The following is a 23,347-nucleotide window of genomic DNA, read 5'->3' on the forward strand; positions in this document are numbered from 1 at the left end:
ATATTTTTTAAATAATATGCAAAAGTAATGTTTTTCGATGAAACTTATTCAAATGACGAAGAGTAAAGATATAAAAAATGTCCCTGACCATCTTCAAACAGACAACCAGGGACTACATAATGAAAAATAAAGTAAAAAAAAATATTAAAGTACAATATTTATTGATGCTGCTCACGCAACAAATCATTCACGGTCTTCACCGGATTGAAAGTAGAAAGCGGCACTTCAACGAATACTGTATTCCAATCGCTCATCGCACCGTTCCACAAGCCGGGAAGCTCCAGTGCTTTAAGGTCTTTGCCGTTCTTTGATTTATAAGAGATAAATCCGGTGGCTTTGTCTACATAATTCACCAAATCGAATTTATGTCCTTTATAATCACGCACAGCACATACAAGATCGACCGGATTAAAATGTGTTCCTTTTTCAAACATCTCTTTTGCAGCAGCATTATTCATATCAATCTGCGAGCTTTCCAATATCTGGAGAGAAATAGTACCGTCACTATTGTATGCAAGGAACGGGCCGCCACCGGGTTCGCCCACATTCTTCACCATACCGCATACACGCATCGGACGATTCAGTTTCTTCTTCAAGTACATTGCCAACTCGGAATCTTCAAGATTCTTCGTTTCCGGATTCTTACAGAATAAGCTCTTTTGTACAAACTGAAGGATTTCCATTACCTGATCATGAGAGTAATCACCGCTATCGAGCAATTCCAAATATTCGAAAGCCTGTTTCTGCAAAGCAACCAGCACACCGGCTATCAGCTTCTTATACAATACCGTATCCGCCTTCAATCTGTCCGGCACCACATTATCTATATTTTTTATAAAGATGATGTCGGCATCCAAATCGTTCAGATTCTCAATCAATGCTCCATGACCACCCGGACGGAAAAGCAATTTACCATTATCGCGGAAAGGCTGATTGTCCATATCGGCAGCAATCGTATCGGTACTGGGCTTCTGCTCTGAAAAAGTAATGTTATACTCAACACCGTAACGTTTTGCAAACTCTCCGGCTTTCTCGGCCACCAATACTTTGAAAAGTTCGCGGTGTTCCGTAGAGACTGTGAAATGTACATTTACCTTACCGCTCTTTCCGGCGGCATACATAGCACCTTCTGCCAAATGCTCTTCAAGCGGAGTGCGCGAACCTTCTTCATATTTATGGAATTTGAGCAACCCTTTGGGTAAAGCCCCATAGTTCAATCCGGCTTCTTCCAACAAAGCCGCAACCACAGCTTTGTAATTTCCTTCGCCCATCAATCCGGGAATATCTTTTCCTGCCATACGCCGGCAAGCCACATTCAAATCATCATAAAATGCAAATTTATCGATACCTTCAAAAAATGCCTGTTCAAACTTCGTCGTAGGCCGTTCATAGTCAGCTCCTAAAAACTCAAACAGGTTCTTGAACATACGACTGGCAGCTCCCGAAGCAGGAACAAACTTTACAATCGTCTTATCCGTATTCTTATATGCATCCCATGCTGCAAGATATGCTTCCTGTTCATCTGTGGCAGGAGCCAGAATTCCCTTCTCTACAGACGCTGCCGCATCCAACTTTAAATATGGGAAACCTTTTTCGAAGCAAGCCAGTTGCTCGGCTATCTGTGCTTCTGAAATACCTTTTTTGGCAAGCAACTCTTTGTCTTGTGGTGTTATCATACGTATCTAATTTTATTAATTGATGCCCAAAAATACAAAATGTTATTTAGTTATGCTCTTTTACTAAACAAAAAAAACTACTTTTACAGCAAAATAATAATTAGCCAATGTGCCAATATGCCAATGTGCCAATTGGCTGCGCTATGAAAAAATGTACCGCATGGCAATTGGCACATTGGCATATTGGCATATTGGCACATTGGCTAATTATTCAATTGGTACATTTAAATGATTATTTATCATGGAGAATATTTCATTTTTCACCCCAGAAGAGAAAGCTGAGCTATTCGCTTTATACAAACAACTGATACGGACAGCAGGAGAAAGTATCACAAAGGATGACACCCGGAAATTGAAAAAATACCTTATTCATGCAGCACAGTGTAATCATCTTTGCCGCAATAACTTTGGTATGAATCCTGTAATCAGAGATTTACAAACGGCTGTTATAGTAGCCGATGAAATAGGAATGAAAGGTTCGTGCCTGGTGGGAATCATGTTGCACGAAATCGTAAAAAATAACGTATTACCGCTCACAACCGTACGCAGTGAATTCGGAGAAGATGTAGCAAGTATCATTACCGGGTTGGTAAAGACAAACGAACTTTACGCCAAAAGTCCGGCCATCGAATCGGAAAATTTCCGCAACCTGCTCCTCTCCTTTGCCGAAGATATGCGGGTGATTCTGATCATGATTGCCGACCGCGTCAATATCATGAGGCAAATCAAAGACTCCGACAACGAAGAAGACCGTGTTAAAGTAGCCAATGAAGCAGCCTATCTGTATGCTCCACTGGCTCACAAGTTAGGGTTGTACAAGCTAAAATCCGAATTGGAAGACCTGTCACTAAAATACACCAAACGGGATACATATTACTTCATCAAAGACAAACTGAATGAAACAAAAGCGTCCCGCGATAAGTACATCGCATCCTTTATCGAACCGATCAAACGAAAAGTGACAGAAGCCGGCTTGAAGTTCGACATCAAAGGACGCACCAAATCCATTCATTCCATCTGGAATAAAATTCAGAAACAAAAAACATCTTTCGAGGGCATCTACGATCTCTTTGCAATCCGTATCATCATCGATGCGGAACCGGATAAAGAAAAGCAGGAATGCTGGCAGGTATACTCCATTGTGACAGACATGTACCAGCCCAACCCGAAACGCCTGCGCGACTGGCTTTCCATCCCGAAAAGCAACGGTTACGAATCACTCCATATCACAGTAATGGGGCCGGAAGGGAAATGGGTGGAAGTACAGATCCGTACCCGCCGAATGGACGAAATAGCCGAACGGGGACTGGCTGCCCATTGGCGCTATAAAGGAATAAAAGGAGAAACCGGACTCGATGAATGGCTGACTTCCGTACGCGAAGCACTTGAAAACCCGGACAATGATTCACTGAAAGTGATGGATCAGTTCAAAATGGACTTATACGAAGATGAAGTATTCGTATTTACCCCCAAAGGAGACCTTTTCAAACTGGCCAAAGGAGCGACCGTACTCGATTTTGCCTTTCACATTCACAGTAAACTGGGATGTAAATGTATCGGTGCAAAAGTAAACGGAAAAAATGTACAGCTCAAACAAAAGCTGAACAGCGGTGACCAAGTGGAGATTATGACATCGAACACCCAGACGCCCAAACAAGACTGGTTGAACATTGTAACAACTTCCAAAGCACGCACCAAAATACGCCAAGCCCTGAAAGAGATGGTGGCGCGCCAGCACGATTTTGCCAAAGAGACACTGGAACGCAAATTCAAAAACAGGAAAATGGAGTATGATGAGGGTACGATGATGCGCCTCATCAAACGATTGGGTTATAAAGTAGTAACCGAATTCTACCAGGCCATTGCCGACGGTACGCTGGATGTAAACGACTTACTGGATAAGTATACCGAATTGCAAAAACGTGAAAGTGATACGCACGATGAAATCACCTATCGCAGTGCTGAAGGGTATAACCTGCAAAATCAGATAGAAGAAGGTAATACGAAAGAGGACGTACTTGTTATCGACCAGAATCTGAAAGGATTGGAATTTAAACTGGCCAAATGCTGTAATCCCATCTATGGAGATGATGTTTTCGGTTTCGTTACCGTTTCTGGAGGTATTAAAATCCACCGCGCAGACTGCCCGAATGCCGATCAAATGAGAGAACGTTTCGGATATCGTATCGTAAAAGCGCGTTGGGCAGGAAAGTCGCAAGGCACGCAATACCCGATCACGCTCCGTGTAGTAGGGCACGATGATATCGGAATCGTAACCAATATAACTTCGATTATCTCAAAAGAAAACGACATCACTTTGCGCTCAATCGGTATCGATTCGCACGACGGTTTGTTCTCGGGCACAATGACCATCATGGTGGGTGATACCGGACGACTGGAAACTTTGATAAAAAAATTACGGACGGTAAAAGGAGTAAAACAGGTAAGTAGAAATTAAATAATGTATCAATGTGCCAATATGCCAATGTGCCAATGTGCCAATTGGCTGCGCTATAAAAAAAACATACCGCATGGTAATTGGCATATTGGCATATTGGCACATTAAAAAATTATTTTCATGGAACCATTTAGTATAAAAAAGCGTTTGAAAAGTTTCACGTATGCCGGGAAAGGGATTAAGAGTTTTGTCTGCCGGGAACATAACGTATGGATTCATTTGAGCATTGCCTTACTGACAATTATGGCAGGTTTCTTTTTTGAGATACACCGGATTGAATGGATAGCCATCATTATCTGTATCGGCGTTGTCATTGCAGCAGAAGCCTTCAATACGGCTATTGAAAGACTGGTCAACCTTACATCACCGGAATGGAATCCGATAGCAGGCGAAGTAAAAGACATTGCAGCAGGTGCAGTACTGATATGTGCCGTTGCTGCGGCAATTGTAGGATTGGTTATCTTTATACCTTATATATAGCCTCTCCCCAGGAGAGGAAGTAACAGATGCCATTGTCATAAAGTTTAAAGATACAAAGTCCGTGGTTTGCAAATCAGTAACGAAACTAACTTAGCCCCCTCTCCCACGGAGAGGGTTGGGGAGAGGCCTCACCCTCTTTCTTTTAAAATAGGGATAAGCCAATAGCACAAAAAATAAAAGTGCTATAGGAGACACAATACGTCCCAAGTGATAAATGGACTCCACTGACGATTCTACACTCATATAACAGGCAACAGCAACTCCCAAAGACATTCCGGTTTCCCATGCCAAAAGATAAGTCGTATTAGCCGTACCGCGCTGACAGTGATGTGATAACTTCACAAATATCAATAGAAATTCCGGAGTAACCAAGCCCAAGCCTAAACCTAATAACATAGCAACAACAGAGGTGGGCAACTCTTCCAAAAGAGTGAAAGAAACCATCATCAAGCTGATTCCCAATATGATTATTCTCAATGATTTTTCCTCCCGGTAGACTAATTTAGCCAATAATACGGAAAAAAGAAACCCCACTCCCACAATTGCAAAAAACGGAATTGTTATCTTACCTATCGAGACATCACTCAATGAGTGATGAAACACCGGCAACAACAGTCCCGGAATAAAAGCAATCAAAGCAAAATTAAGAGCGGGCAACCATCCACGAGGCAAAAGGAAACGATCGGACGAACATAGTCTTGTTACGATCGGCGCCCTAAAAGGTACGTATACCCGAGATACAAAGAAAACTCCCACTAACCCGCATATAACCGAAACATACAACAGGATATGAAAATCATACCATTGATAAATCACCACTCCTAATGCAATACCGACCAGCATCCCTATCCGTGCAGCCCACGCAAAAGCGACATTGCCCGAACTGCGCAAATGGGTACCGGTAATATCGATAGCCAATGTAATGCCCGCCGTAGTAGCCATACCGAATGCAATTCCCTGCACCAAACAAAGCAACAACAACTGAGTGATATCGTTTACAAAACCATATCCCGCTGTTGCTGCAATCATAACGGCAAACGAAAAGGCACAAACATATTTACGCTTATAGGCATCTACCAGATAGGCATGAAAAGGCCCGATAGCAAACATTCCCAACGTAAGCAAAAGAAACATTGCTCCGGTTTGAGACACCGGAGCACCTAAACGATCTGCCATCTCTGCCGGAACAACCGGGAAAAGCATATATAAGGATATGAACAATAAAAAATTGGCAATACATATCCGTATAAAATGGATTGTCCACAATCGGTTTCCCATACAGATTTAGTATTGTTCCTTCTCGTTCGGGAAGTCGCAATTCTTCACATCCGAAACGTAACGGCTGATAGCATCTGTCATTACGGTGAACAAGTCGGCATAGCGACGCAGGAAACGGGGGCGGAAACCATTGTTCATACCCAACATGTCTTGAATAACCAATACCTGGCCATCTACATCACCACCGGCACCAATGCCGATAACAGGAATCGTCAATTCACTTGCTACACGCTTGGCCAATGCAGCCGGTATTTTTTCAAGAACCAATGCAAAACAACCGGCTTCCTCAAGCAGATGTGCATCACGAATCAATTTCTCCGCCTCTGCTTCATCTTTGGCACGAACCGTATAAGTGCCATACTTATTAATGGATTGCGGCATCAATCCGAGGTGTCCCATAATAGGAATACCGGCACAAAGAATGCGCTTAACCGTTTCGATAATCTCTTCACCACCTTCCAACTTCAATGCGTCGGCATGGCTCTCTTTCATTATACGGATGGCGGAAGCAAGTCCTTCTTTAGAATTTCCCTGATAAGAACCGAACGGCATATCAACCACTACCATAGCACGCTTTACAGCACGTACAACCGACTTTCCATGATAAATCATCTGATCGAGTGTAATAGGAAGCGTAGTTACATTACCCGCCATCACATTGGAAGCAGAGTCACCGACGAGAATCACATCCATCCCGGCACCATCTACAATCTGTGCCATAGTGTAATCGTAGGCAGTCAACATAGATATCTTCTCGCCTCTTTCTTTCATTTCTATCAGGCGGTGTGTAGTCACTTTTCTTGTATCATCTGATATATATCCAGCCATGTTTCTATATATTTATGGATTAATAAATTGGCCGCAAAGGTATAACTTTTAATTCATAACGAACAAAAAAAAGGAAAGAATTCATAACCGGACAAGTCAAACAAACTGACTACTAAATGGTCAACAACTTGTCATAAGTCATTCCGGTAAAGTCGTCGATGATGTAATCGGCTTTGCCGGCAATGGCTTCACGAGAATTAGTAGTGGCCAAACCGATCACCTTGGCACCGGAAGAGCGTCCGGCCTGCAAACCGTGGAAGGAATCTTCAAAAACAAAACTATTTTCCGGAACCGTTCCAAAAATCTCCATTCCAAACAGGAAACAATCGGGAGCCGGTTTGGAACGCTTAAACATGTCTCCGGTAAGAATACGGTCGAATTGTTCTTTAAATTCGGGATGGGTCCGATAGACGTTTTCCATTTTTTCATCATTGGAACTGGTAACAAGTGCTATCTTGACATTATGGCGACGCAGCTCTACAAGGAAATCCTGTACACCCGGAAGATATTCGTATGCCATATCTTTTTCAAACAGATTGAGATCAGAAGTGATCTGCTCCCGTACACTGACAAGTTCTCCTGCAAAATGCTTATCATAAATCTGTGTCAGAGTCTGTCCTTTAATACCCGGGCCGAAATTCTTCACATGCAGATATTTCTCTCCCTGCTCATTCCAAAAGATGGTATATTGCAGTTCTGTGTCCATGATAACGCCGTCAAAATCAAATAATGCGGCAATTGTTTTCGTAGTGTCCATATAAACTTTCTTTTACCTTTAAACGTTAAACGTTGTATTAACTCGGATGCAAAGTTCAGAATAATCGACGGATAAGACAAATAATTCGTACCTTTGCACCACTTAAAAAACTGTAACGAACCGACATATGGCACAGCAAACCGATCCACGTATCTTAGGAACCGAAAAGATTGGGAAACTCCTATTGCAATATTCCATTCCCGCTATTATCGGAATGACCATCACCTCGCTTTATAATATAATAGACAGCATCTTCATCGGACATGGTGTAGGTGCCATGGCTATTTCCGGACTGGCTATCACTTTCCCGTTAATGAACCTTGTAGTGGCTTTCTGTGTACTTATATCCGCCGGTGGTGCCACTATTTCATCCATCCGGCTGGGTCAGAAAGATATAGACGGAGCTACGGAGGTATTAGGAAACACATTGATGTTGTGCCTTATCAACTCGGTAGTATTCGGAGGAATCGCTTTCCTTTTTCTGGATCCGATATTAAACTTCTTCGGCGCCAGTCCGGCAACTCTCCCGTATGCACGCGACTTCATGCAAGTTATTCTGTTGGGAACTCCCGTCACTTATACCATGATAGGCCTGAACAATGTGATGCGTGCCACCGGATATCCTAAAAAGGCAATGCTGACATCCTTGGTCACTGTTTTGGCAAATGTCATTATAGCTCCTATTTTCATCTTCCATTTTCACTGGGGAATCCGTGGTGCTGCTATGGCAACCGTTGTTTCTCAATTTATAGGAATGGTATGGGTAGTGCAACACTTCCGCAGTAAAAACAGCTTCGTACACTTCCATCACGGATTCTGGCGATTGAAGAAGCGCATCGTAGGAAGCATTTTTTCTATTGGCATGTCGCCCTTCGCCATGAATGTCACCGCTTGTGTAATCGTTATCATCATTAATAACGGTTTACAAAAATACGGCGGTGACATGGCAATCGGTGCCTATGGCATCATGAACCGGCTATTAATGCTTTATGTAATGATTGTAATGGGACTGACAATGGGAATGCAGCCGATTATCGGCTACAACTACGGAGCGCAAAAACAAAATCGCGTGAAGCATACGTTACGATTGGGAATTATCGTCGGGGTACTGATCACCAGTAGCGGATTTATCATCTGTGAACTGTTCCCGCATGCGGTTTCGGCCATTTTCACCGATAGTGAAGAACTGATAAATATGGCGGCAACAGGTTTGCGTATTTGTATTCTGATGTTCCCTCTGGTAGGTGCTCAGATTGTGATTTCCAACTTTTTCCAAAGTATCGGAAAAGCTAAAATCAGTATCTTCCTCTCGCTGTCGCGACAATTGGTATATCTCTTACCGGGACTTTTGATATTCCCCGGTTGGTATGGTCTGAACGGTATCTGGATAAGCATGCCCGTAGCAGACGGACTGGCATTCATTACCGCAATCATCATCCTGACGGTCTATACCAGGAAAATGAAAAATACGGTTTCATAACCGTTATCTTTTCCGGTAAGGTCTCGCGCTCTCTTATCGACATAAAAACCTCATTCAGCGTCGAAATTTTCCCCAACGTCTATCATTTTTGCAGCAGTTATTATAGGTACGTACCTTCGCATACGTCAAAAAGAATAATAAACTGTAAGAAATATGATAAATGTAAGAAGATTGACAGTGATAACACTCTGCGTAACCGGCAGTAGCATAAGCGGTAATATTCTCCGGGCACAAGACAATCCGGCTATGGATATTTCTGTAACTCCTGCCACAGAACAAACAGTAGAGAACGGTTCTCAGCAGCTCCCTGACGAATGGACGCTACAGAATTGTATCGATTATGCCTTAGAACAAAACATTACCTTGCGCAAAAGCCGTATCACGGCAGAAAGTACCGCAGTCGATGTGAAAACAGCTAAAGCGGCACTCTTTCCTAGCCTCTCGTTCTCAACGAGCCAAAACATGGTAAACCGTCCGTATCAGGAATCGAGCAGTACTGTAAGCGGATCGGAAATTATCCGTAACAACAGTAAAACCAGTTACAACGGAACGTATGGACTAAATGCCCAATGGACTGTTTACAACGGCAGCAAGCGTCTCAAGACCATCGAACAGGAAAAGTTAAACAATCGTGCAGCTGAACTGGACGTAGCAACCTCGGAGAATGATATTGAAGAGACAATCACCCAAACCTACGTACAGATACTTTATGCTGCTGAATCGGTAAAGGTGAACGAATCTACCCTTGCTCTGAGCCAGGCGCAATACGAACGCGGCAAAGAACTCTTTGCTGCCGGAAGCATCTCCAAAGCAGATCTGGCACAACTGGAAGCACAGGTCAGTACCGACCGCTATCAGCTTGTTACTGCACAGTCCAGTCTGCAAGATTACAAACTGCAGCTTAAACAACTCCTTGAGTTGGACGGTGAGGAAGAAATGAACCTCTATCTGCCTACATTAGAGGACAGTAATGTACTATCTCCGCTACCCACCAAAACAGATGTATACCAAGCTGCTCTTGCCCTGCGTCCGGAAATAGAATCAAGCAGACTCAATGTACAAGCGTCGGAACTCAACATCGATATAGCCCGTGCAGGATATATGCCCAGTATCAGTCTGAGTGCAGGTATCGGCACAACCAATACAAGCGGTTCGGACTATACTTTCGCCCAGCAAGTGAAAAACGGATGGAACAACTCTATCGGAGTATCCGTGAGCGTCCCTATCTTTAATAACCGCCAAACGAAAAGTGCCGTACAAAAAGCCAAACTTCAACGTGAAACCAGCATGCTCAACTTGTTGGATGAACAAAAAAATCTGTATAAGGCAATCGAGGGTCTCTGGCTGGATGCCAACACCGCCCAACAGCGTTACGTAGCTGCCCAAGAGAAACTGCGCAGTACACAAACCAGTTATGAACTGGTAAGCGAGCAGTTTAACATGGGCATGAAAAATACAGTAGAATTACTGACCGAAAAAAACAATCTCCTCAGCGCACAGCAAGAAACACTTCAAGCCAAATACATGGCAATATTGAATGCACAACTGTTGAAGTTCTATCAAGGAGAAGAAATTCAGTTATAAAGCAACAATAATGCAAAGTTTAATCAGGCATTATCGGTAGAGAAAAAACAGTAAATAATAAATTATAATATAAACCATATGAACAAGAAGAAAATTATCCTCATCGCTATCGTTATAATAGTGGTGGCAGGTGGTGCAATATGGATATTCAGTGGTTCGAAAGCCAAACACAAGATTTCGTATACCACTGTTACCGTAAGCAAAAGCGACATCTCCAATTCCGTAACTGCTACGGGAACTATCGAACCGGTAACAGAAGTAGAAGTCGGTACACAAGTCTCAGGTATCATAGACAAGCTATATGCCGACTATAACTCAGTAGTAAGCAAAGGGCAACTCATTGCGGAAATGGATAAAGTCACCCTTCAAAGCGAACTAGCATCCGCACAAGCTACTTACGACGGAAACAAAGCAGAATACGAGTATCAGAAAAAGAATTATGAACGCAGCAAGGGGTTGCATGAGAAACAACTTATCAGCGATACTGACTATGAACAGGCACTTTATAATTATGAAAAGGCCAAAAGTCAGTTTGATAGCAGTAAAGCAGCTCTGGCAAAGGCCGAACGTAATCTGTCATATGCCACCATCACCTCCCCTATCGACGGTGTAGTCATCGACCGGGCGGTAGAAGAAGGACAAACGGTAGCTGCCGGCTTCGAGACACCGACCCTCTTTACTATCGCCGCCGATTTAACCCAAATGCAGGTAGTAGCCGATGTAGACGAAGCTGACATAGGCGGTGTAGAAGAAGGACAGCGCGTAAGCTTTACGGTAGATGCTTACCCCAATGATGTATTCGAGGGGCGTGTAACACAAATCCGCTTGGGCAGCAGTAGCAGTACAAGCAGCAGTACAACCAGTACGACCACAAGCGTGATCACTTATGAAGTAGTCATCTCTGCACAGAACCCCGATCTGAAACTTAAACCCCGCCTGACTGCCAACATTACTATTTATACTCTCGACAAACAAGGAGTGCTCAGTGTGCCTTCCAGAGCATTACGTTTTACGCCGGAAGTTCCTTTAATCAGCCCGCAAGATATTGTAAAAGATTGTGAAGGCGAACATAAACTATGGACAAAAGAAGGAAATACGTTCACGGCCCATCCGGTACAAATAGGTATCAGTAATGGTATCAAAACGGAAATCACCAGTGGCATAAGTGAAGGCACTCAAGTTATAAACGAAGCCAATCTCGGTACAGATAACGAGTCACAACCGATGGTAGAGAATAATGGAGAGAACAAGGAGCAAAGTCCTTTCATGCCGGGACGTCCGGGAGGAAAAAAGAAATAATGTGCTAATATGCCGGTTGATTACCCAATTTCATTCACACATGTAATGACAACCGGCATATCGACATATTAAACAATGACCAATTATGGAAAAAAAAGTAATCGAATTACATAACATCAAACGAAACTTCCAAGTAGGAGAAGAAACCGTCCATGCTTTACGCGGCATCTCTTTTACCATCAACGAAGGAGAGTTTGTGACCATTATGGGTACATCGGGATCGGGAAAATCGACCCTGCTCAATACATTGGGTTGTCTCGACACTCCGAGTAGCGGTGAATACCTGCTCGATGGCATTTCCGTACGCACGATGAGCAAACCTCAACGTGCCATCTTGAGAAACCGTAAAATCGGATTTGTCTTTCAAAGCTATAATCTGCTGCCGAAAACGACTGCCGTAGAAAATGTAGAACTTCCTTTGATGTATAATGCAAGCGTCAGCGCTTCAGAACGTCGGCGTCGTGCCATCGAAGCATTGCAAGCCGTAGGATTAGGGGATCGTTTGGAACATAAGTCCAACCAGATGTCCGGCGGACAGATGCAACGTGTAGCCATTGCCCGCGCTTTGGTCAATAATCCTGCTGTAATATTAGCGGACGAAGCTACGGGTAACCTTGATACACGCACCTCATTCGAAATCCTTGTACTCTTTCAGAAATTACATGCAGAGGGGCGCACGATCATCTTTGTAACCCACAATCCGGAAATAGCTCAATACAGCAGTCGGAATATCGTCCTTCGTGACGGACAAATCAAAGAAGATACTGCCAATCAGAACATCCAATCGGCCGCAGAAGCACTGGCAGCTTTGCCACTGCCGGAGGAGGAGTAAGAAGATGATCGATCCGAAGATGTACGATTAGACGATTTACTATTTACGATTGGAAATACTTTTATTTACGGCTTGTTGATGAAAAGTACACCATTTATCCAATTAGCCATTTTCTAAAGTAACCTCAATCGTAAATCGTAAATTGTCTAACCGTAAATCTCCCGGTCTTTAGATCGTTTAATCGTTAATTGCCTAATTATAAACAAAATGAATGGAACCAATTTATTCAAAATAGCCCTCCGGGCATTAGCCAACAATAAACTAAGGGCTTTCCTGACAATGCTTGGAATAATCATTGGCGTTGCCTCGGTTATCACCATGCTGGCCATCGGACAAGGTTCGAAACGAAGTATCCAGACGCAAATTGCTGAAATGGGATCGAATATGATTATGATACATCCTGGTGGCGACATGCGTGGAGGGGTACGTCGGGATGCTTCAGAAATGCAAACGTTGAAGTTGGAAAATTACGAAAAGTTACGCGATGAGTCCAACTATCTGGCCGGCATAAGCCCTAATGTCTCTTCTTCAGGGCAACTTGTCTATGGTAACAACAACTACCCGTCATCTGTCAATGGAGTAGGACTGGATTATCTAAGTATCCGGCAACTGACAATTGAAAACGGAGAGATGTTTACGGAAGCAGACATACAAAGTTCCGCAAAAGTATGCATAATCGGGAAAACCATTGTAGATAACCTATTCCCCGACGGAAGTGATCCCGTAGGACGTGTCATCCGTTTTGGAAAAATCCCTTTCCGTGTTGTCGGAGTTTTAAAATCCAAAGGATACAATTCTATGGGTATGGATCAGGATGACATCGTACTGGCACCTTACACAACGGTCATGAAGCGTCTACTTGCCGTAACCTATTTGCAAGGTATCTATGCATCCGCCCTTTCGGAAGCCATGACCGACTATGCAACGGAAGAGATAACCAGAATTTTGCGTCGTGAACATAAACTGAAGGATTCGGATGAAGACGATTTCACCATCCGTAGCCAGCAAGAGCTCAGTACCATGCTGAATTCTACCACCGATTTAATGACAACCCTATTAGCCTGCATTGCCGGCATTTCTCTGGTAGTAGGCGGTATCGGCATTATGAATATCATGTATGTATCTGTTACAGAACGCACACGGGAGATCGGTCTTCGCATGTCAGTCGGTGCACGTGGAATCGATATCCTCAGCCAATTCCTTATAGAAGCCATTCTGATCAGTATCACAGGAGGTATCATCGGAGTCATTATCGGCTGCGGTGCCAGTTGGATTGTAAAAAGTGTAGCCCACTGGCCTATCTTTATACAGCCTTGGAGTGTTTTCCTATCGTTTGCCGTATGTACCATTACAGGTGTATTTTTCGGATGGTATCCGGCTAAGAAAGCTGCCGACCTCGATCCGATAGAAGCGATCCGATACGAATAACAGGTGATTTTTATTATCTTTGCACATTATGAAACAATATACCAACAACCACATTCGGTTTGCCGAAGTCCTGACCCATGTCATCGGTTGGGGGATTGTATTCGGATTTCCGTTTTTTATCATCAATCGCGGAGGAGAAGCAATTGACTGGATGGGATACTTGCGCCATAGCGGAGTCTCCCTCTCCTTTTTTATAGTATTCTATCTCAATTACTTCTTGCTTATACCCCGATATTTATTCAGTGGACGCATCCGCGAATATATGTTGCTCAACCTCGCGTTGATCATACTTATGAGTGGCGGTCTTCATCTATGGCAAAGCGTCCTTTTTGGCAATACTCCACCGAAAGCTCCCCGTAAAGATCTGCCTCCTGGTTGGATTTTCTTTGTTCGGGATATGTTCTCAATGGTACTTACCATCGGACTGTCCGCAGCAATCAAAATGAGTATTCGCTGGGGACAAGTAGAAGATGCCCGTCGTGAAGCCGAAAAGAGCCGTACTGAAGCTGAATTGAAGAACTTAAGAAATCAATTGAATCCACATTTTCTACTCAACACCCTGAATAATATTTATGCACTTATTGCTTTCAATACAGACAAAGCGCAATTAGCCGTACAAGAACTGAGTAAACTTCTCCGTCACGTATTATATGATAACCAACAGACCTACGTCTCATTAGGAAAAGAAATGGACTTTATACGCAATTATATAGAATTAATGCGCATTCGTCTTTCTTCTAATGTGACCGTAGAAACACATATCGATATCGCTCCGGATAACCGGACAGAAATAGCCCCCCTAATTTTTATTTCACTTATAGAAAATGCATTCAAACATGGCATCTCTCCCACAGAGCCCAGTTTTATACGCATTTCTTTTTCTGAAGGCAACGGCGAAGTGAAATGTGAAATTACCAATAGCTATCATCCCAAAGCCGAAACAGATAAAAGTGGTTCGGGCATCGGATTGGAGCAAGTAAGTAAAAGACTGGAATTAATCTATCCGGGGCGTTATCAATGGCAACGCGGAACAAGTGAAGATAAAAAAGAGTATTCATCGAAATTAGTGATTAAAGTAGTGATGAGTGAATATCACTAATCCACTCATCACTAATCTCTCTAACCACTAAAATTATGACTCTAAATTGTGCTATCGTAGACGACGAGCCTCTGGCTCTTGATTTATTGGAGAGTTATGTCAATAAAACTCCATTTCTCGCGCTGGCTGGTAAATATTCCAGTGCAGTACAAGCGATGAAAGAATTACCGGGCAATCCTGTCGATCTTCTTTTTCTCGATATCCAAATGCCCGAACTGAACGGTCTGGAATTCTCTAAAATGGTAGACAGCCATACCCGCATCATATTTACCACTGCTTTCAATCAATATGCTATTGACAGTTATCGTGTAAATGCCCTTGACTATCTGTTAAAACCAATCTCTTATGTAGATTTCCTACAAGCTGCCAATAAAGCATTACAATGGTTCGAGCTTGTACAGAAGCCTGAAGAGATTGAAAGTATTTTCGTAAAAAGCGATTATAAACTCATCCAGGTGGAACTGAAAAAGATTCTCTATATTGAAGGATTAAAAGATTACATTAAAATATATACAGAAGACCAACCGAAGCCCATCCTTTCATTAATGAGTATGAAAGCAATGGAAGAATTACTCCCTCCCAACCGTTTCATGAGGGTACACCGTTCGTTCATCGTACAAAAAGACAAAATACGCATTATAGATCGTGGTCGAATTGTTTTTGACAAGACCTATATTCCTGTCAGTGACAGTTACAAACAGCCTTTTCAAGCCTTTCTTGATGAAAGAAGTTGAAAAAAGAGTCGTTTATCGGTAAAAAACGCCGATTTGTCTATTCCTGTTTGTTTAATAAATAATAAATACATATCTTTGTACCGAACAGAAAAGGAGTTGTGAAACTCTGAGAATAGAATAGTTTAGTTAAGTCTAGTTTAGTTTTTGTGTTAAATGGCTTCCTCGTCGGCGGACGAACAAGGAAGCCATTTTTATAATTGATATACAGCAATTTACAAATTCTCATCAAACCTTTTCTTTCTTAATTAGTATTGATCATTAAGAGTTAAAATGTCACTTTTGGCGCTATTTACATTGCCGTAACCGTGCCGCGGCAATATATACTAATTAAATAGAATTTAAATATGACTAATCTATTTATCACAATCGTACCGACTAAAGTTTTGGCAAACGGCCAACATAAAATAAGAATTGCTGTGTCTCACAACTGGGACACACGTTACATCCCGACCAATATAGTCATAGACTCACTCAATGAGTTCAAAAATGGCAAAATTGTAAAGCGTTCAGATAAAGAACTACTAAATGCAAGACTTAAAAGAATCTATGATACCTATTACGAACGCTGTGAAAGTATAGAATACGCAGATTCACTTACCTGTACACAGTTAGTCAAAATAATAACCAGTCCAATTAATGGTGAAAAACATCGCAAATTTGAGGATATAGTTGAAGAATTCCTCTCACAGATAGATGAGGATGATAGAGAAAAAACGCATAAGCTATATAAGTTGGCCGCTAAACATTTTATTCGGTTTACCGGCCCAGGCGCGCTAATGGAACACATAACACCCATCCGGATTAATAACTATCTAACGCATTTAAGAAAGAGCAAGCTCTCTCCTACCACAATCAAGATCTATGTCACACTATTAAAAGTGATAATAAACTACGCTATAAAAATGAGATATGTAGAATATAAGGTAGACCCATTCATCACGGCATCCATACCGTCCGCGAAGAAAAGGGATACACATATTACGGTCGAACAACTGAAAATCATCAGAGACATGGTACCTGATAAATACAACGTATCAGTAGTACGCGACATCTTCATGCTTACTTACTACTTGGCCGGAATGAACTTAGTCGATATGTTAGCCTATGACTTCCGGACAAATATGGTGGACTACATCAGAATCAAGACAAGAAATACCAAAGATGGTGACCGGTTGACTTCGTTTGCGATTCCCGATGAAGCAAAACCTCTCATAAAGAAATATATGAATAAGAATACCGGAAAGCTCGTATTTGGAAAATATAAAACCTATGTATCCTGTTATAATACACTCACACGGAAAATGAAAGTACTGAAAGCGGCAGCAGGCATCACCCATAACCTAACGCTATATTCCGCTCGTAAATCATTCGTCCAACATGGCTATGACCTTGGGATACCACTTAGTACGCTTGAGTACTACATAGGGCATTCAATGAAAGAAGATCGTCCAATCTTCAATTATGTATCAATCATGAAAAAGCATGCAGACAAAGCGATACGAGAAATACTTGATAATCTGAAAAAATAAGCAGCATCCTATAAAATAAATCATAAAACGCTTGTATAATATACAAATGTATATTATATTTGCATTGTCAAATTAAACGTATAAATAAAAATGAGTAATGAAAAAGATTATCTAATTAGCTTGCTAATGAAAAACAAAGCACAACTAAAAATGCTTGATTTCATCTTCGAAAACAACAGCAATGCAGATGAAGAAAAAATAAACGCAATCCTTGATGAGAAACTAAGAGTTGAAAAAAACATCGGGAACATTAAGAAAGCGTTAAAAGAGTTAGAAAAACAAAAGTAAAAAATGCCTCCCAGAAATGGGAGGTTCTAAAAACATAAAATTATGAAAACGTTAAAAGATGAATTAAAAGAGCTTCAAATACTTCTCAATAATCCGACTCCGGAAAATGAGATATTATATCAAAAAAAGTTTATTGAAATAAAAAACAAATTTTCTTCTAAAGAAGATGCTAATATTATAGCAGACTTCATTTTAAATGGATACAAACAAATAGGTGAAGGATTAAAAGAAATAGAAAAAGAAATAAGTATACGCCAGCAATTGGAAGAAGTAAAGGAAGTTATTTCTTTATCGTACATCGCAAAGAAATATTTCGGTAAATCTCGCCAGTGGTTAAATAATCGGATTAACGGCTGTATAGTGAACGGCAAACCATGTAAATTCAGCGAAGAAGAAAAAGAAAAATTAAATTATGCTCTTTCAGACGTAAGTAAGTTATTAGGCTCAATTCGCATTCTCTAATGCGTTTAATTTGACACCGCCCCGCAATTGAGCCGTTGCGGGGCTTTTTATTGTACAATCTAAAATAAGAATTAGAGTTGCACACAACTCCGATACAAGATTCATCACAACAGAGATCGCCGTTCGTGAAAACGAATTCAAGAACGGGAAGCGTTAATAAACGACATACTCGACAGAATGAACGAGATTCAAGAAAAATTAAAAGAGTGATTAACCTCCCTCCCTCCGGGGAGGGATTAAACTTGAAAATATGATAGATCGGAATGCTTGCCTGCCAACGGAAGAAATGCAGGCTGATTTTGAAAGATTCAAAAACCTGACAGAAGAAGAAAGAAAAGCTTTCAAGAAAGAAATGCAGGATAAATATAGCAAACTGCTGGAAGCCCAAAAGAAAGCCTATGAAAAGGCATCGGAAGCCGGATTAAAAGCAACGGTGAAAGCCTGTAATGATTTCATAGAAAGAGCGGAAGAAGCCATACTCCGCGATAAATTAGGAGAATTACCCGAAGCGATATCATTCAGCTATATCGCAAGAAAATATTTCGGGAAAAGCCGAAACTGGCTATATCAACGTATTAACGGAAATATAGTCAATGGAAAAAAGGCTCGCTTTACTGACAATGAACTCAAGACATTTTTAAATGCCTTGAATGATGTTAGCGAAATGATTCATCAGACATCGCTTAAGCTCAGTTAAGATTCTTGTTTGACACCGCCCCGCAATTGAGCCGTTGCGGGGCTTTTATTTGTTGTACAATCTAAATAATTTATATATTTGAAACATCGAAGTAAAACGACCATAATTCGGATTTCTTTGGTTTGACTTGGTGAGGAGGTGGTTCCCCTCACTTGTTTACAAAAACCACTCTTCCCCCTCCCTCAAAACAAACAGGTTTCTCGTTCTGCATTCGGCATCGGAGACAAGAAATATGCTGCAAAATGAATAAAAATCTCATAAAAAAAGTACAATATTATTATTATAACATTACCTTTGCACACACTAAATGCATACGAAATGGATGAAGAAGAACTAATTCTGAATGATACTCTGATTAAGAAATGTGAAGAAGAGGGAATTGTTATAGCTTTAGTTGCTATCAATAGAGAGACAAAAGAAATTGAATTACCTCAAAATTTGAATGACAAAGTAAAAGATCCCAATTACTATGTTTGCTACTGTCATAAAGACAAGAAAGGAAAATATATAATTCAAAAGATAGAAGAAACTGATCTGTAAAGATTAAAAAGCCGGAAGCAAACAGGGAGCTCGTAGAGAGCACCCTTTAGCCGGCTTTATTAATCTGATATTTCCTCCTCATCTATTTTCGATGCGGCATAATCATCCAAAAACAACTCTACGTTTTCGGCATGATGAGCTATATACGCAGCAGGTCCGGTATCACCGGAGGTACACATCTCCTCTACAACATCGGCTTTACTTTTGCCGATAATCAGGAAAATGACACGCTGCGCGTTTATTATCGGACATCCCGTCATTGCTATACGTTTCTGCCCGTTATTCGGGTTATAGCTCACTTCATATATTTTATCAGAAGACAACAGACTCTCCTGTCCCGGAAAGATAGACGAAGTATGTCCATCCCCTCCTGCTCCCAATAATATCACATCAAACACAGGCCAACCGTCTTTCATCGGTATGTTATTCTCTACCATACGAGAATAACGGACCGCTTCTTTTTCCGGTCTTTCTTCTCCCTTAATACGAAATACGTTTTCATAAGGAATAGGTACCACACCCACCAATAATGAACGCATCATTCCATAATTACTGTCCGAATTCTCAGGAGGAACACATCGTTCATCTACAAAATAAACTCTCATTCTCGTCCACGGAGTAATATCGCTATATTCGTTTGCCCACAAGTCAAACATCAGTGCAGGAGTACTTCCACCACTAAAGGCAAAATTAAAAGTCTTGCCGGGTTCATCTATCATTATCTTTATCAGATGAAGAATCAATGCGCGTGCCGTCTCCATGGACGAAGGATATATAAAAGGTTTCATAATTCACAATATTGGTCTGTGTTTGTCAAATTTTTACAAGGGTTAGTCCATTCCGCACCATGCTCATGCATCATGGCTTCACTTTCAAGAGGCCCCCATGTGCCAGCAGGATAACCATAGAGCGGTGCATCGGGATGTTCTTTCCAATATTTGAGAATCGGATCGAAAAAACGCCAGGAAGCTTCAACGGCATCACTTCGGGTAAAGAGAGTGGGATCTCCCTGAATACAGTCATCAATCAGCCGTGCATAAGCATCTCCACTGGGAACACCGCCGAGCTGGTCATAGCTGAAATCCATTGTTACCTGCTTCACTTCAAATCCGGCACCGGGCACTTTCATTCCAATCTTCAATACGATACCTTCATTCGGTTGCAAACGCAAAATAAGTTTATTGGCACGGGGACAGTTACCTCCCGCACAATGAAACATCTGATGCGGTGTTTCACGGAAGTGTACCACTATCTCCGTCACTTTTGTCGGCATCTGCTTACCGGTGCGAATATAAAAAGGAACACCGCTCCAACGCCAGTTACTGATACCCAGTTTCATGGCAATATAAGTTTCGGTACGTGATTTCGGACTCACATTCTTCTCCTCCCTATATCCCTTCTTACTGCCGGAAGCCGTATATTGCCCACGGACAATATGCTCTTCAAAATCCTCTTCGGTCAGCGGTGTTAAAGATTCGTACACCTTTACCACTTCATTCCGAAAAGTATCGGCATTGAACACGGCAGGAGGTTCCATTGCCGTCAAAGCCACAAGTTGTATAAGATGGTTCTGTACCATATCGCGCAAGGCACCGGCCGTATCATAGAAACCGCCACGCTGTTCGATACCTAAATTTTCGACAGCCGTCACCTCTATATAATCAATGTAGTTACGATTCCACAAAGGTTCGAATATGCCATTGGCAAAACGGAAAGCCAAAAGATTCTGTGCCGTTTCCTTTCCCAGAAAATGATCAATACGATAAATCTGATGTTCCTCAAAAACAGAAGCATAAATCCGGTTCAGTTCTTCCGCCGAATGAAGATCGTATCCAAACGGCTTTTCTACAATAATCCGGGCGCGTCCGCGATTAAGATGCGCTTTCTTCAAATGCAAAGGAATCACCCCGTAGAGAGAAGGGGGCGTAGCCAGATAAAACAACAGATTATCCGGTTCTTTCTCATCGGTAATCTCTTGCAAACGTTCCCGAAGCCGCACATACCCCGCTTCTATAGCAGGATCAATCGGCAAATAATAGAGATGCTGTGTAAAACCATCCATCAGTTCTTTATCCTGTTCGTCGGGTTTCACAAACTGTTCCAACTCTGTATAAATATAAGCCCGGTAATCAGCATCCGAGTAAACGGTACGCCCCACTCCCATTACAGAAAAATCTCCTTTAAGACGATTGTCCCTGTATAAGGAATATAGAGCAGGCATCAATTTACGTTTGGTAAGATCGCCCGAAGCTCCAAATATTATCATTACGAATTTATCCATCATTTCTATTTTTATCACTAATCACTAAACCACTTATCACTAATTGTTGTAAGTACCCGACTTCGTATCACCACCGTGTCCCGTCCAATTTTCATGGAAGAATTGGCCCCGGAGTTCATCTTTTCGTTCAAAGGTATGAGCGCCAAAATAATCGCGCTGCGCCTGAATCATATTCGCAGGCAAATTGGCAGACACCAATGAGTAGAAATAGTTCAATGCCGAAGAGAATGCCGGAACCGGAAGTTCCTCACGCATTGCTTGTGCCACCAGATTTTTCCATCCGGGTAGCAACTCCTTAATTTCATCACGGAAATATGGTGCCAGCAACAGATGTTTCGGCTTATCTTTCGCTTCAAAAGCGGCGGCAATATCGTTCAGGAAAACACTACGGATGATGCATCCGCCACGCCACATACGAGCAATAGACGCCAGATCGAGTTTCCACCCGAAAGCATCGGAAGCGCGCTGTAACACCGCAAATCCTTGTGCATACGATACCAGTTTAGATGCATACAATGCAGCAAAAATGTCCTTTATCATTTCCGGTTTATTATAAACTGCCAGCGAATGTTTACACTGGAACTGACGTGAAGCAGCCTCACGCAAATCTTTTTGTGCCGACAAACTACGCTCAAATACCGCCGTAGCAATCAGTCCCAACGGCATCCCTAACTCCATAGCATTAATAACAGACCATTTTCCCGTACCTTTCTGCCCGGCAGCATCCAGAATTTTATCCAGCAAATAGCCTCCTGCCTTATCTTTGTGGCGCAAGATGTTCGCTGTAATTTCTATCAGATAACTGCGAAGCTTCCCTTCATTCCAACGGGAGAAAACATCCGCCATATCTTCATTGGTCAGATCAAGCAAGTTCTTCATCACCCAATATGCTTCGGCAATAAGCTGCATATCTCCATATTCAATGCCATTATGTATCATTTTCACAAAATGCCCCGAACCTGCCGGGCCGATCCACTCACAACAAGGCGTTCCGTCGGAAGCCTTTGCTGCTATACTCTGTAAAATAGGCTTAACCTCCGGCCAGGCAGCCACCGAACCGCCGGGCATAATGGAAGCACCATTCAAGGCTCCTTCTTCACCACCCGACACACCGCTACCTACGAAAAGAAAACCTTTCGATTCAGCCAACGTTACACGACGGTTTGTATCTTCAAAATTAGAATTACCGCCATCAATCAAGATATCACCCGGAGAAAGTAAAGGGAAAAGTTGTTCCATAAGTTCATCTACAGCACTTCCTGCACGAACCATCATCATTATTTTACGAGGTAAGGCGATAGAGTTGACAAAATCGGCAATATCCGTAAATCCTTCAATATTCAAGCCCTTGGCCCGTCCATTGATAAAACGTTCCACTACCCCTTCTTCTACTCCCGGCACCGTACGGTTGTACACCGAAACTTTCCATCCCTTACTTGCCATGTTTAAGGCTAAATTTTCACCCATTACAGCCAATCCTATTAGCCCAACATCCGTTTTATTCTGTATTGACATAATTGTAATATTTATCTATTTACTTGTTTATTCATATAACACGCACAAGAAGAATTTGTTCGTCTATTTACAGAAAAAATGCTACTTTTGTAGCAAATAAAT

The 23,347-nt window shown here is 42.0% G+C and carries 21 protein-coding genes; 14 read left to right on the forward strand and 7 right to left on the reverse strand.

What is annotated here, in order from left to right; translation table 11 throughout:
• Window positions 1–158: 158 nt before the first annotated feature.
• Window positions 159–1,676, reverse strand: coding sequence for a DUF4301 family protein (locus HMPREF1532_RS17800; RefSeq protein ID WP_005932614.1), 1,518 nt, complete (start codon window positions 1,674–1,676; stop codon window positions 159–161).
• Window positions 1,677–1,917: 241 nt separating this feature from the next.
• On the opposite strand from HMPREF1532_RS17800, the gene HMPREF1532_RS17805 reads away from it, so the two are divergent.
• Both HMPREF1532_RS17805 and HMPREF1532_RS17810 read left to right on the forward strand, forming a co-directional pair.
• On the forward strand, window positions 1,918–4,134 hold the full coding sequence (locus HMPREF1532_RS17805) for a RelA/SpoT family protein (protein ID WP_005932617.1): 2,217 nt from the start codon (window positions 1,918–1,920) through the stop codon (window positions 4,132–4,134).
• A 120-nt stretch (window positions 4,135–4,254) separates the two neighbouring features.
• Complete coding sequence (locus HMPREF1532_RS17810) at window positions 4,255–4,614, forward strand: diacylglycerol kinase family protein (protein ID WP_005932620.1); 360 nt, start codon at window positions 4,255–4,257, stop codon at window positions 4,612–4,614.
• A gap of 90 nt (window positions 4,615–4,704) precedes the next feature.
• Here the strand turns inward: HMPREF1532_RS17810 and HMPREF1532_RS17815 are convergent, their stop codons facing one another.
• From HMPREF1532_RS17815 to HMPREF1532_RS17825, 3 genes are all read right to left on the reverse strand, one after another.
• Window positions 4,705–5,892, reverse strand: coding sequence for an MFS transporter (locus HMPREF1532_RS17815; RefSeq protein ID WP_005932623.1), 1,188 nt, complete (start codon window positions 5,890–5,892; stop codon window positions 4,705–4,707).
• A 6-nt stretch (window positions 5,893–5,898) separates the two neighbouring features.
• A complete protein-coding gene (gene panB, locus HMPREF1532_RS17820) occupies window positions 5,899–6,720 on the reverse strand; it encodes a 3-methyl-2-oxobutanoate hydroxymethyltransferase (protein WP_005932625.1) in 822 nt (273 codons plus the stop codon).
• A gap of 112 nt (window positions 6,721–6,832) precedes the next feature.
• Window positions 6,833–7,477 carry an HAD family hydrolase gene (locus HMPREF1532_RS17825; RefSeq protein ID WP_005932627.1) on the reverse strand — a complete coding sequence of 215 codons (645 nt, stop codon included), beginning with the start codon at window positions 7,475–7,477 and terminating at the stop codon, window positions 6,833–6,835.
• A gap of 127 nt (window positions 7,478–7,604) precedes the next feature.
• Between HMPREF1532_RS17825 and HMPREF1532_RS17830 the strand changes: the two genes are divergently transcribed.
• From HMPREF1532_RS17830 to HMPREF1532_RS17885, 12 genes are all read left to right on the forward strand, one after another.
• Window positions 7,605–8,957, forward strand: coding sequence for an MATE family efflux transporter (locus HMPREF1532_RS17830; RefSeq protein WP_005932629.1), 1,353 nt, complete (start codon window positions 7,605–7,607; stop codon window positions 8,955–8,957).
• A 153-nt stretch (window positions 8,958–9,110) separates the two neighbouring features.
• Window positions 9,111–10,541: a TolC family protein gene (locus HMPREF1532_RS17835; RefSeq protein WP_005932631.1), complete on the forward strand. Its 1,431-nt coding sequence runs from the start codon at window positions 9,111–9,113 to the stop codon at window positions 10,539–10,541.
• 78 nt (window positions 10,542–10,619) lie between these two features.
• Window positions 10,620–11,840: an efflux RND transporter periplasmic adaptor subunit gene (locus HMPREF1532_RS17840; RefSeq protein ID WP_005932633.1), complete on the forward strand. Its 1,221-nt coding sequence runs from the start codon at window positions 10,620–10,622 to the stop codon at window positions 11,838–11,840.
• Between the two features lie 85 nt (window positions 11,841–11,925).
• Window positions 11,926–12,672, forward strand: coding sequence for an ABC transporter ATP-binding protein (locus HMPREF1532_RS17845; RefSeq protein WP_005932635.1), 747 nt, complete (start codon window positions 11,926–11,928; stop codon window positions 12,670–12,672).
• A 207-nt stretch (window positions 12,673–12,879) separates the two neighbouring features.
• The gene (locus tag HMPREF1532_RS17850; RefSeq protein WP_005932638.1) at window positions 12,880–14,100 is read left to right on the forward strand and encodes an ABC transporter permease; all 1,221 of its coding nucleotides are present in this window, start codon (window positions 12,880–12,882) and stop codon (window positions 14,098–14,100) included.
• A gap of 28 nt (window positions 14,101–14,128) precedes the next feature.
• Window positions 14,129–15,199, forward strand: a complete 1,071-nt coding sequence (locus tag HMPREF1532_RS17855) for a sensor histidine kinase (RefSeq protein ID WP_005932641.1) — start codon at window positions 14,129–14,131, stop codon at window positions 15,197–15,199.
• 35 nt (window positions 15,200–15,234) lie between these two features.
• Window positions 15,235–15,933 (forward strand): LytR/AlgR family response regulator transcription factor, encoded by a 699-nt coding sequence (locus HMPREF1532_RS17860; protein ID WP_005932643.1) that lies wholly within the window; start codon window positions 15,235–15,237, stop codon window positions 15,931–15,933.
• A 344-nt stretch (window positions 15,934–16,277) separates the two neighbouring features.
• On the forward strand, window positions 16,278–17,462 hold the full coding sequence (locus HMPREF1532_RS21940; RefSeq protein ID WP_005932648.1) for a tyrosine-type recombinase/integrase: 1,185 nt from the start codon (window positions 16,278–16,280) through the stop codon (window positions 17,460–17,462).
• 90 nt (window positions 17,463–17,552) lie between these two features.
• The gene (locus tag HMPREF1532_RS17870) at window positions 17,553–17,750 is read left to right on the forward strand and encodes a hypothetical protein (RefSeq protein ID WP_005932650.1); all 198 of its coding nucleotides are present in this window, start codon (window positions 17,553–17,555) and stop codon (window positions 17,748–17,750) included.
• A 42-nt stretch (window positions 17,751–17,792) separates the two neighbouring features.
• A complete protein-coding gene (locus HMPREF1532_RS17875) occupies window positions 17,793–18,212 on the forward strand; it encodes a DUF5053 domain-containing protein (protein ID WP_005932653.1) in 420 nt (139 codons plus the stop codon).
• A gap of 250 nt (window positions 18,213–18,462) precedes the next feature.
• A complete protein-coding gene (locus HMPREF1532_RS17880) occupies window positions 18,463–18,909 on the forward strand; it encodes a DUF5053 domain-containing protein (RefSeq protein ID WP_005932655.1) in 447 nt (148 codons plus the stop codon).
• Window positions 18,910–19,227: 318 nt separating this feature from the next.
• Window positions 19,228–19,449, forward strand: coding sequence for a hypothetical protein (locus HMPREF1532_RS17885; protein WP_005932658.1), 222 nt, complete (start codon window positions 19,228–19,230; stop codon window positions 19,447–19,449).
• A 59-nt stretch (window positions 19,450–19,508) separates the two neighbouring features.
• On the opposite strand, the gene pgl is transcribed toward HMPREF1532_RS17885, so the two are convergent.
• The 3 genes from pgl to gnd are packed head-to-tail and all read right to left on the reverse strand — an operon-like array spanning window position 19,509 to window position 23,245.
• Complete coding sequence (gene pgl, locus HMPREF1532_RS17890) at window positions 19,509–20,237, reverse strand: 6-phosphogluconolactonase (protein ID WP_005932661.1); 729 nt, start codon at window positions 20,235–20,237, stop codon at window positions 19,509–19,511.
• Entirely contained in the window at window positions 20,234–21,730 is a 1,497-nt protein-coding gene (zwf, locus tag HMPREF1532_RS17895) for a glucose-6-phosphate dehydrogenase (protein WP_025819061.1), read from the reverse strand. The genes pgl and zwf overlap by 4 nt, the downstream gene beginning before the upstream one ends.
• A 39-nt stretch (window positions 21,731–21,769) precedes the next feature.
• A complete protein-coding gene (gene gnd, locus HMPREF1532_RS17900) occupies window positions 21,770–23,245 on the reverse strand; it encodes a decarboxylating NADP(+)-dependent phosphogluconate dehydrogenase (protein WP_005932666.1) in 1,476 nt (491 codons plus the stop codon).
• Between the last annotated feature and the right edge of the window lie 102 nt (window positions 23,246–23,347).

Source organism: Bacteroides salyersiae WAL 10018 = DSM 18765 = JCM 12988, assembly GCF_000381365.1.
Classification (GTDB): domain Bacteria; phylum Bacteroidota; class Bacteroidia; order Bacteroidales; family Bacteroidaceae; genus Bacteroides; species Bacteroides salyersiae.

Coding starts and splice junctions, on each gene's coding strand:
- HMPREF1532_RS17800 (WP_005932614.1), bottom strand. CDS start 1,676: ATGATAACACCACAAGACAAAGAGTTGCTTGCCAAAAAAGGTATTTCA.
- HMPREF1532_RS17805 (WP_005932617.1), top strand. CDS start 1,918: ATGGAGAATATTTCATTTTTCACCCCAGAAGAGAAAGCTGAGCTATTC.
- HMPREF1532_RS17810 (WP_005932620.1), top strand. CDS start 4,255: ATGGAACCATTTAGTATAAAAAAGCGTTTGAAAAGTTTCACGTATGCC.
- HMPREF1532_RS17815 (WP_005932623.1), bottom strand. CDS start 5,892: ATGGGAAACCGATTGTGGACAATCCATTTTATACGGATATGTATTGCC.
- panB (WP_005932625.1), bottom strand. CDS start 6,720: ATGGCTGGATATATATCAGATGATACAAGAAAAGTGACTACACACCGC.
- HMPREF1532_RS17825 (WP_005932627.1), bottom strand. CDS start 7,477: ATGGACACTACGAAAACAATTGCCGCATTATTTGATTTTGACGGCGTT.
- HMPREF1532_RS17830 (WP_005932629.1), top strand. CDS start 7,605: ATGGCACAGCAAACCGATCCACGTATCTTAGGAACCGAAAAGATTGGG.
- HMPREF1532_RS17835 (WP_005932631.1), top strand. CDS start 9,111: ATGATAAATGTAAGAAGATTGACAGTGATAACACTCTGCGTAACCGGC.
- HMPREF1532_RS17840 (WP_005932633.1), top strand. CDS start 10,620: ATGAACAAGAAGAAAATTATCCTCATCGCTATCGTTATAATAGTGGTG.
- HMPREF1532_RS17845 (WP_005932635.1), top strand. CDS start 11,926: ATGGAAAAAAAAGTAATCGAATTACATAACATCAAACGAAACTTCCAA.
- HMPREF1532_RS17850 (WP_005932638.1), top strand. CDS start 12,880: ATGAATGGAACCAATTTATTCAAAATAGCCCTCCGGGCATTAGCCAAC.
- HMPREF1532_RS17855 (WP_005932641.1), top strand. CDS start 14,129: ATGAAACAATATACCAACAACCACATTCGGTTTGCCGAAGTCCTGACC.
- HMPREF1532_RS17860 (WP_005932643.1), top strand. CDS start 15,235: ATGACTCTAAATTGTGCTATCGTAGACGACGAGCCTCTGGCTCTTGAT.
- HMPREF1532_RS21940 (WP_005932648.1), top strand. CDS start 16,278: ATGACTAATCTATTTATCACAATCGTACCGACTAAAGTTTTGGCAAAC.
- HMPREF1532_RS17870 (WP_005932650.1), top strand. CDS start 17,553: ATGAGTAATGAAAAAGATTATCTAATTAGCTTGCTAATGAAAAACAAA.
- HMPREF1532_RS17875 (WP_005932653.1), top strand. CDS start 17,793: ATGAAAACGTTAAAAGATGAATTAAAAGAGCTTCAAATACTTCTCAAT.
- HMPREF1532_RS17880 (WP_005932655.1), top strand. CDS start 18,463: ATGATAGATCGGAATGCTTGCCTGCCAACGGAAGAAATGCAGGCTGAT.
- HMPREF1532_RS17885 (WP_005932658.1), top strand. CDS start 19,228: ATGGATGAAGAAGAACTAATTCTGAATGATACTCTGATTAAGAAATGT.
- pgl (WP_005932661.1), bottom strand. CDS start 20,237: ATGAAACCTTTTATATATCCTTCGTCCATGGAGACGGCACGCGCATTG.
- zwf (WP_025819061.1), bottom strand. CDS start 21,730: ATGGATAAATTCGTAATGATAATATTTGGAGCTTCGGGCGATCTTACC.
- gnd (WP_005932666.1), bottom strand. CDS start 23,245: ATGTCAATACAGAATAAAACGGATGTTGGGCTAATAGGATTGGCTGTA.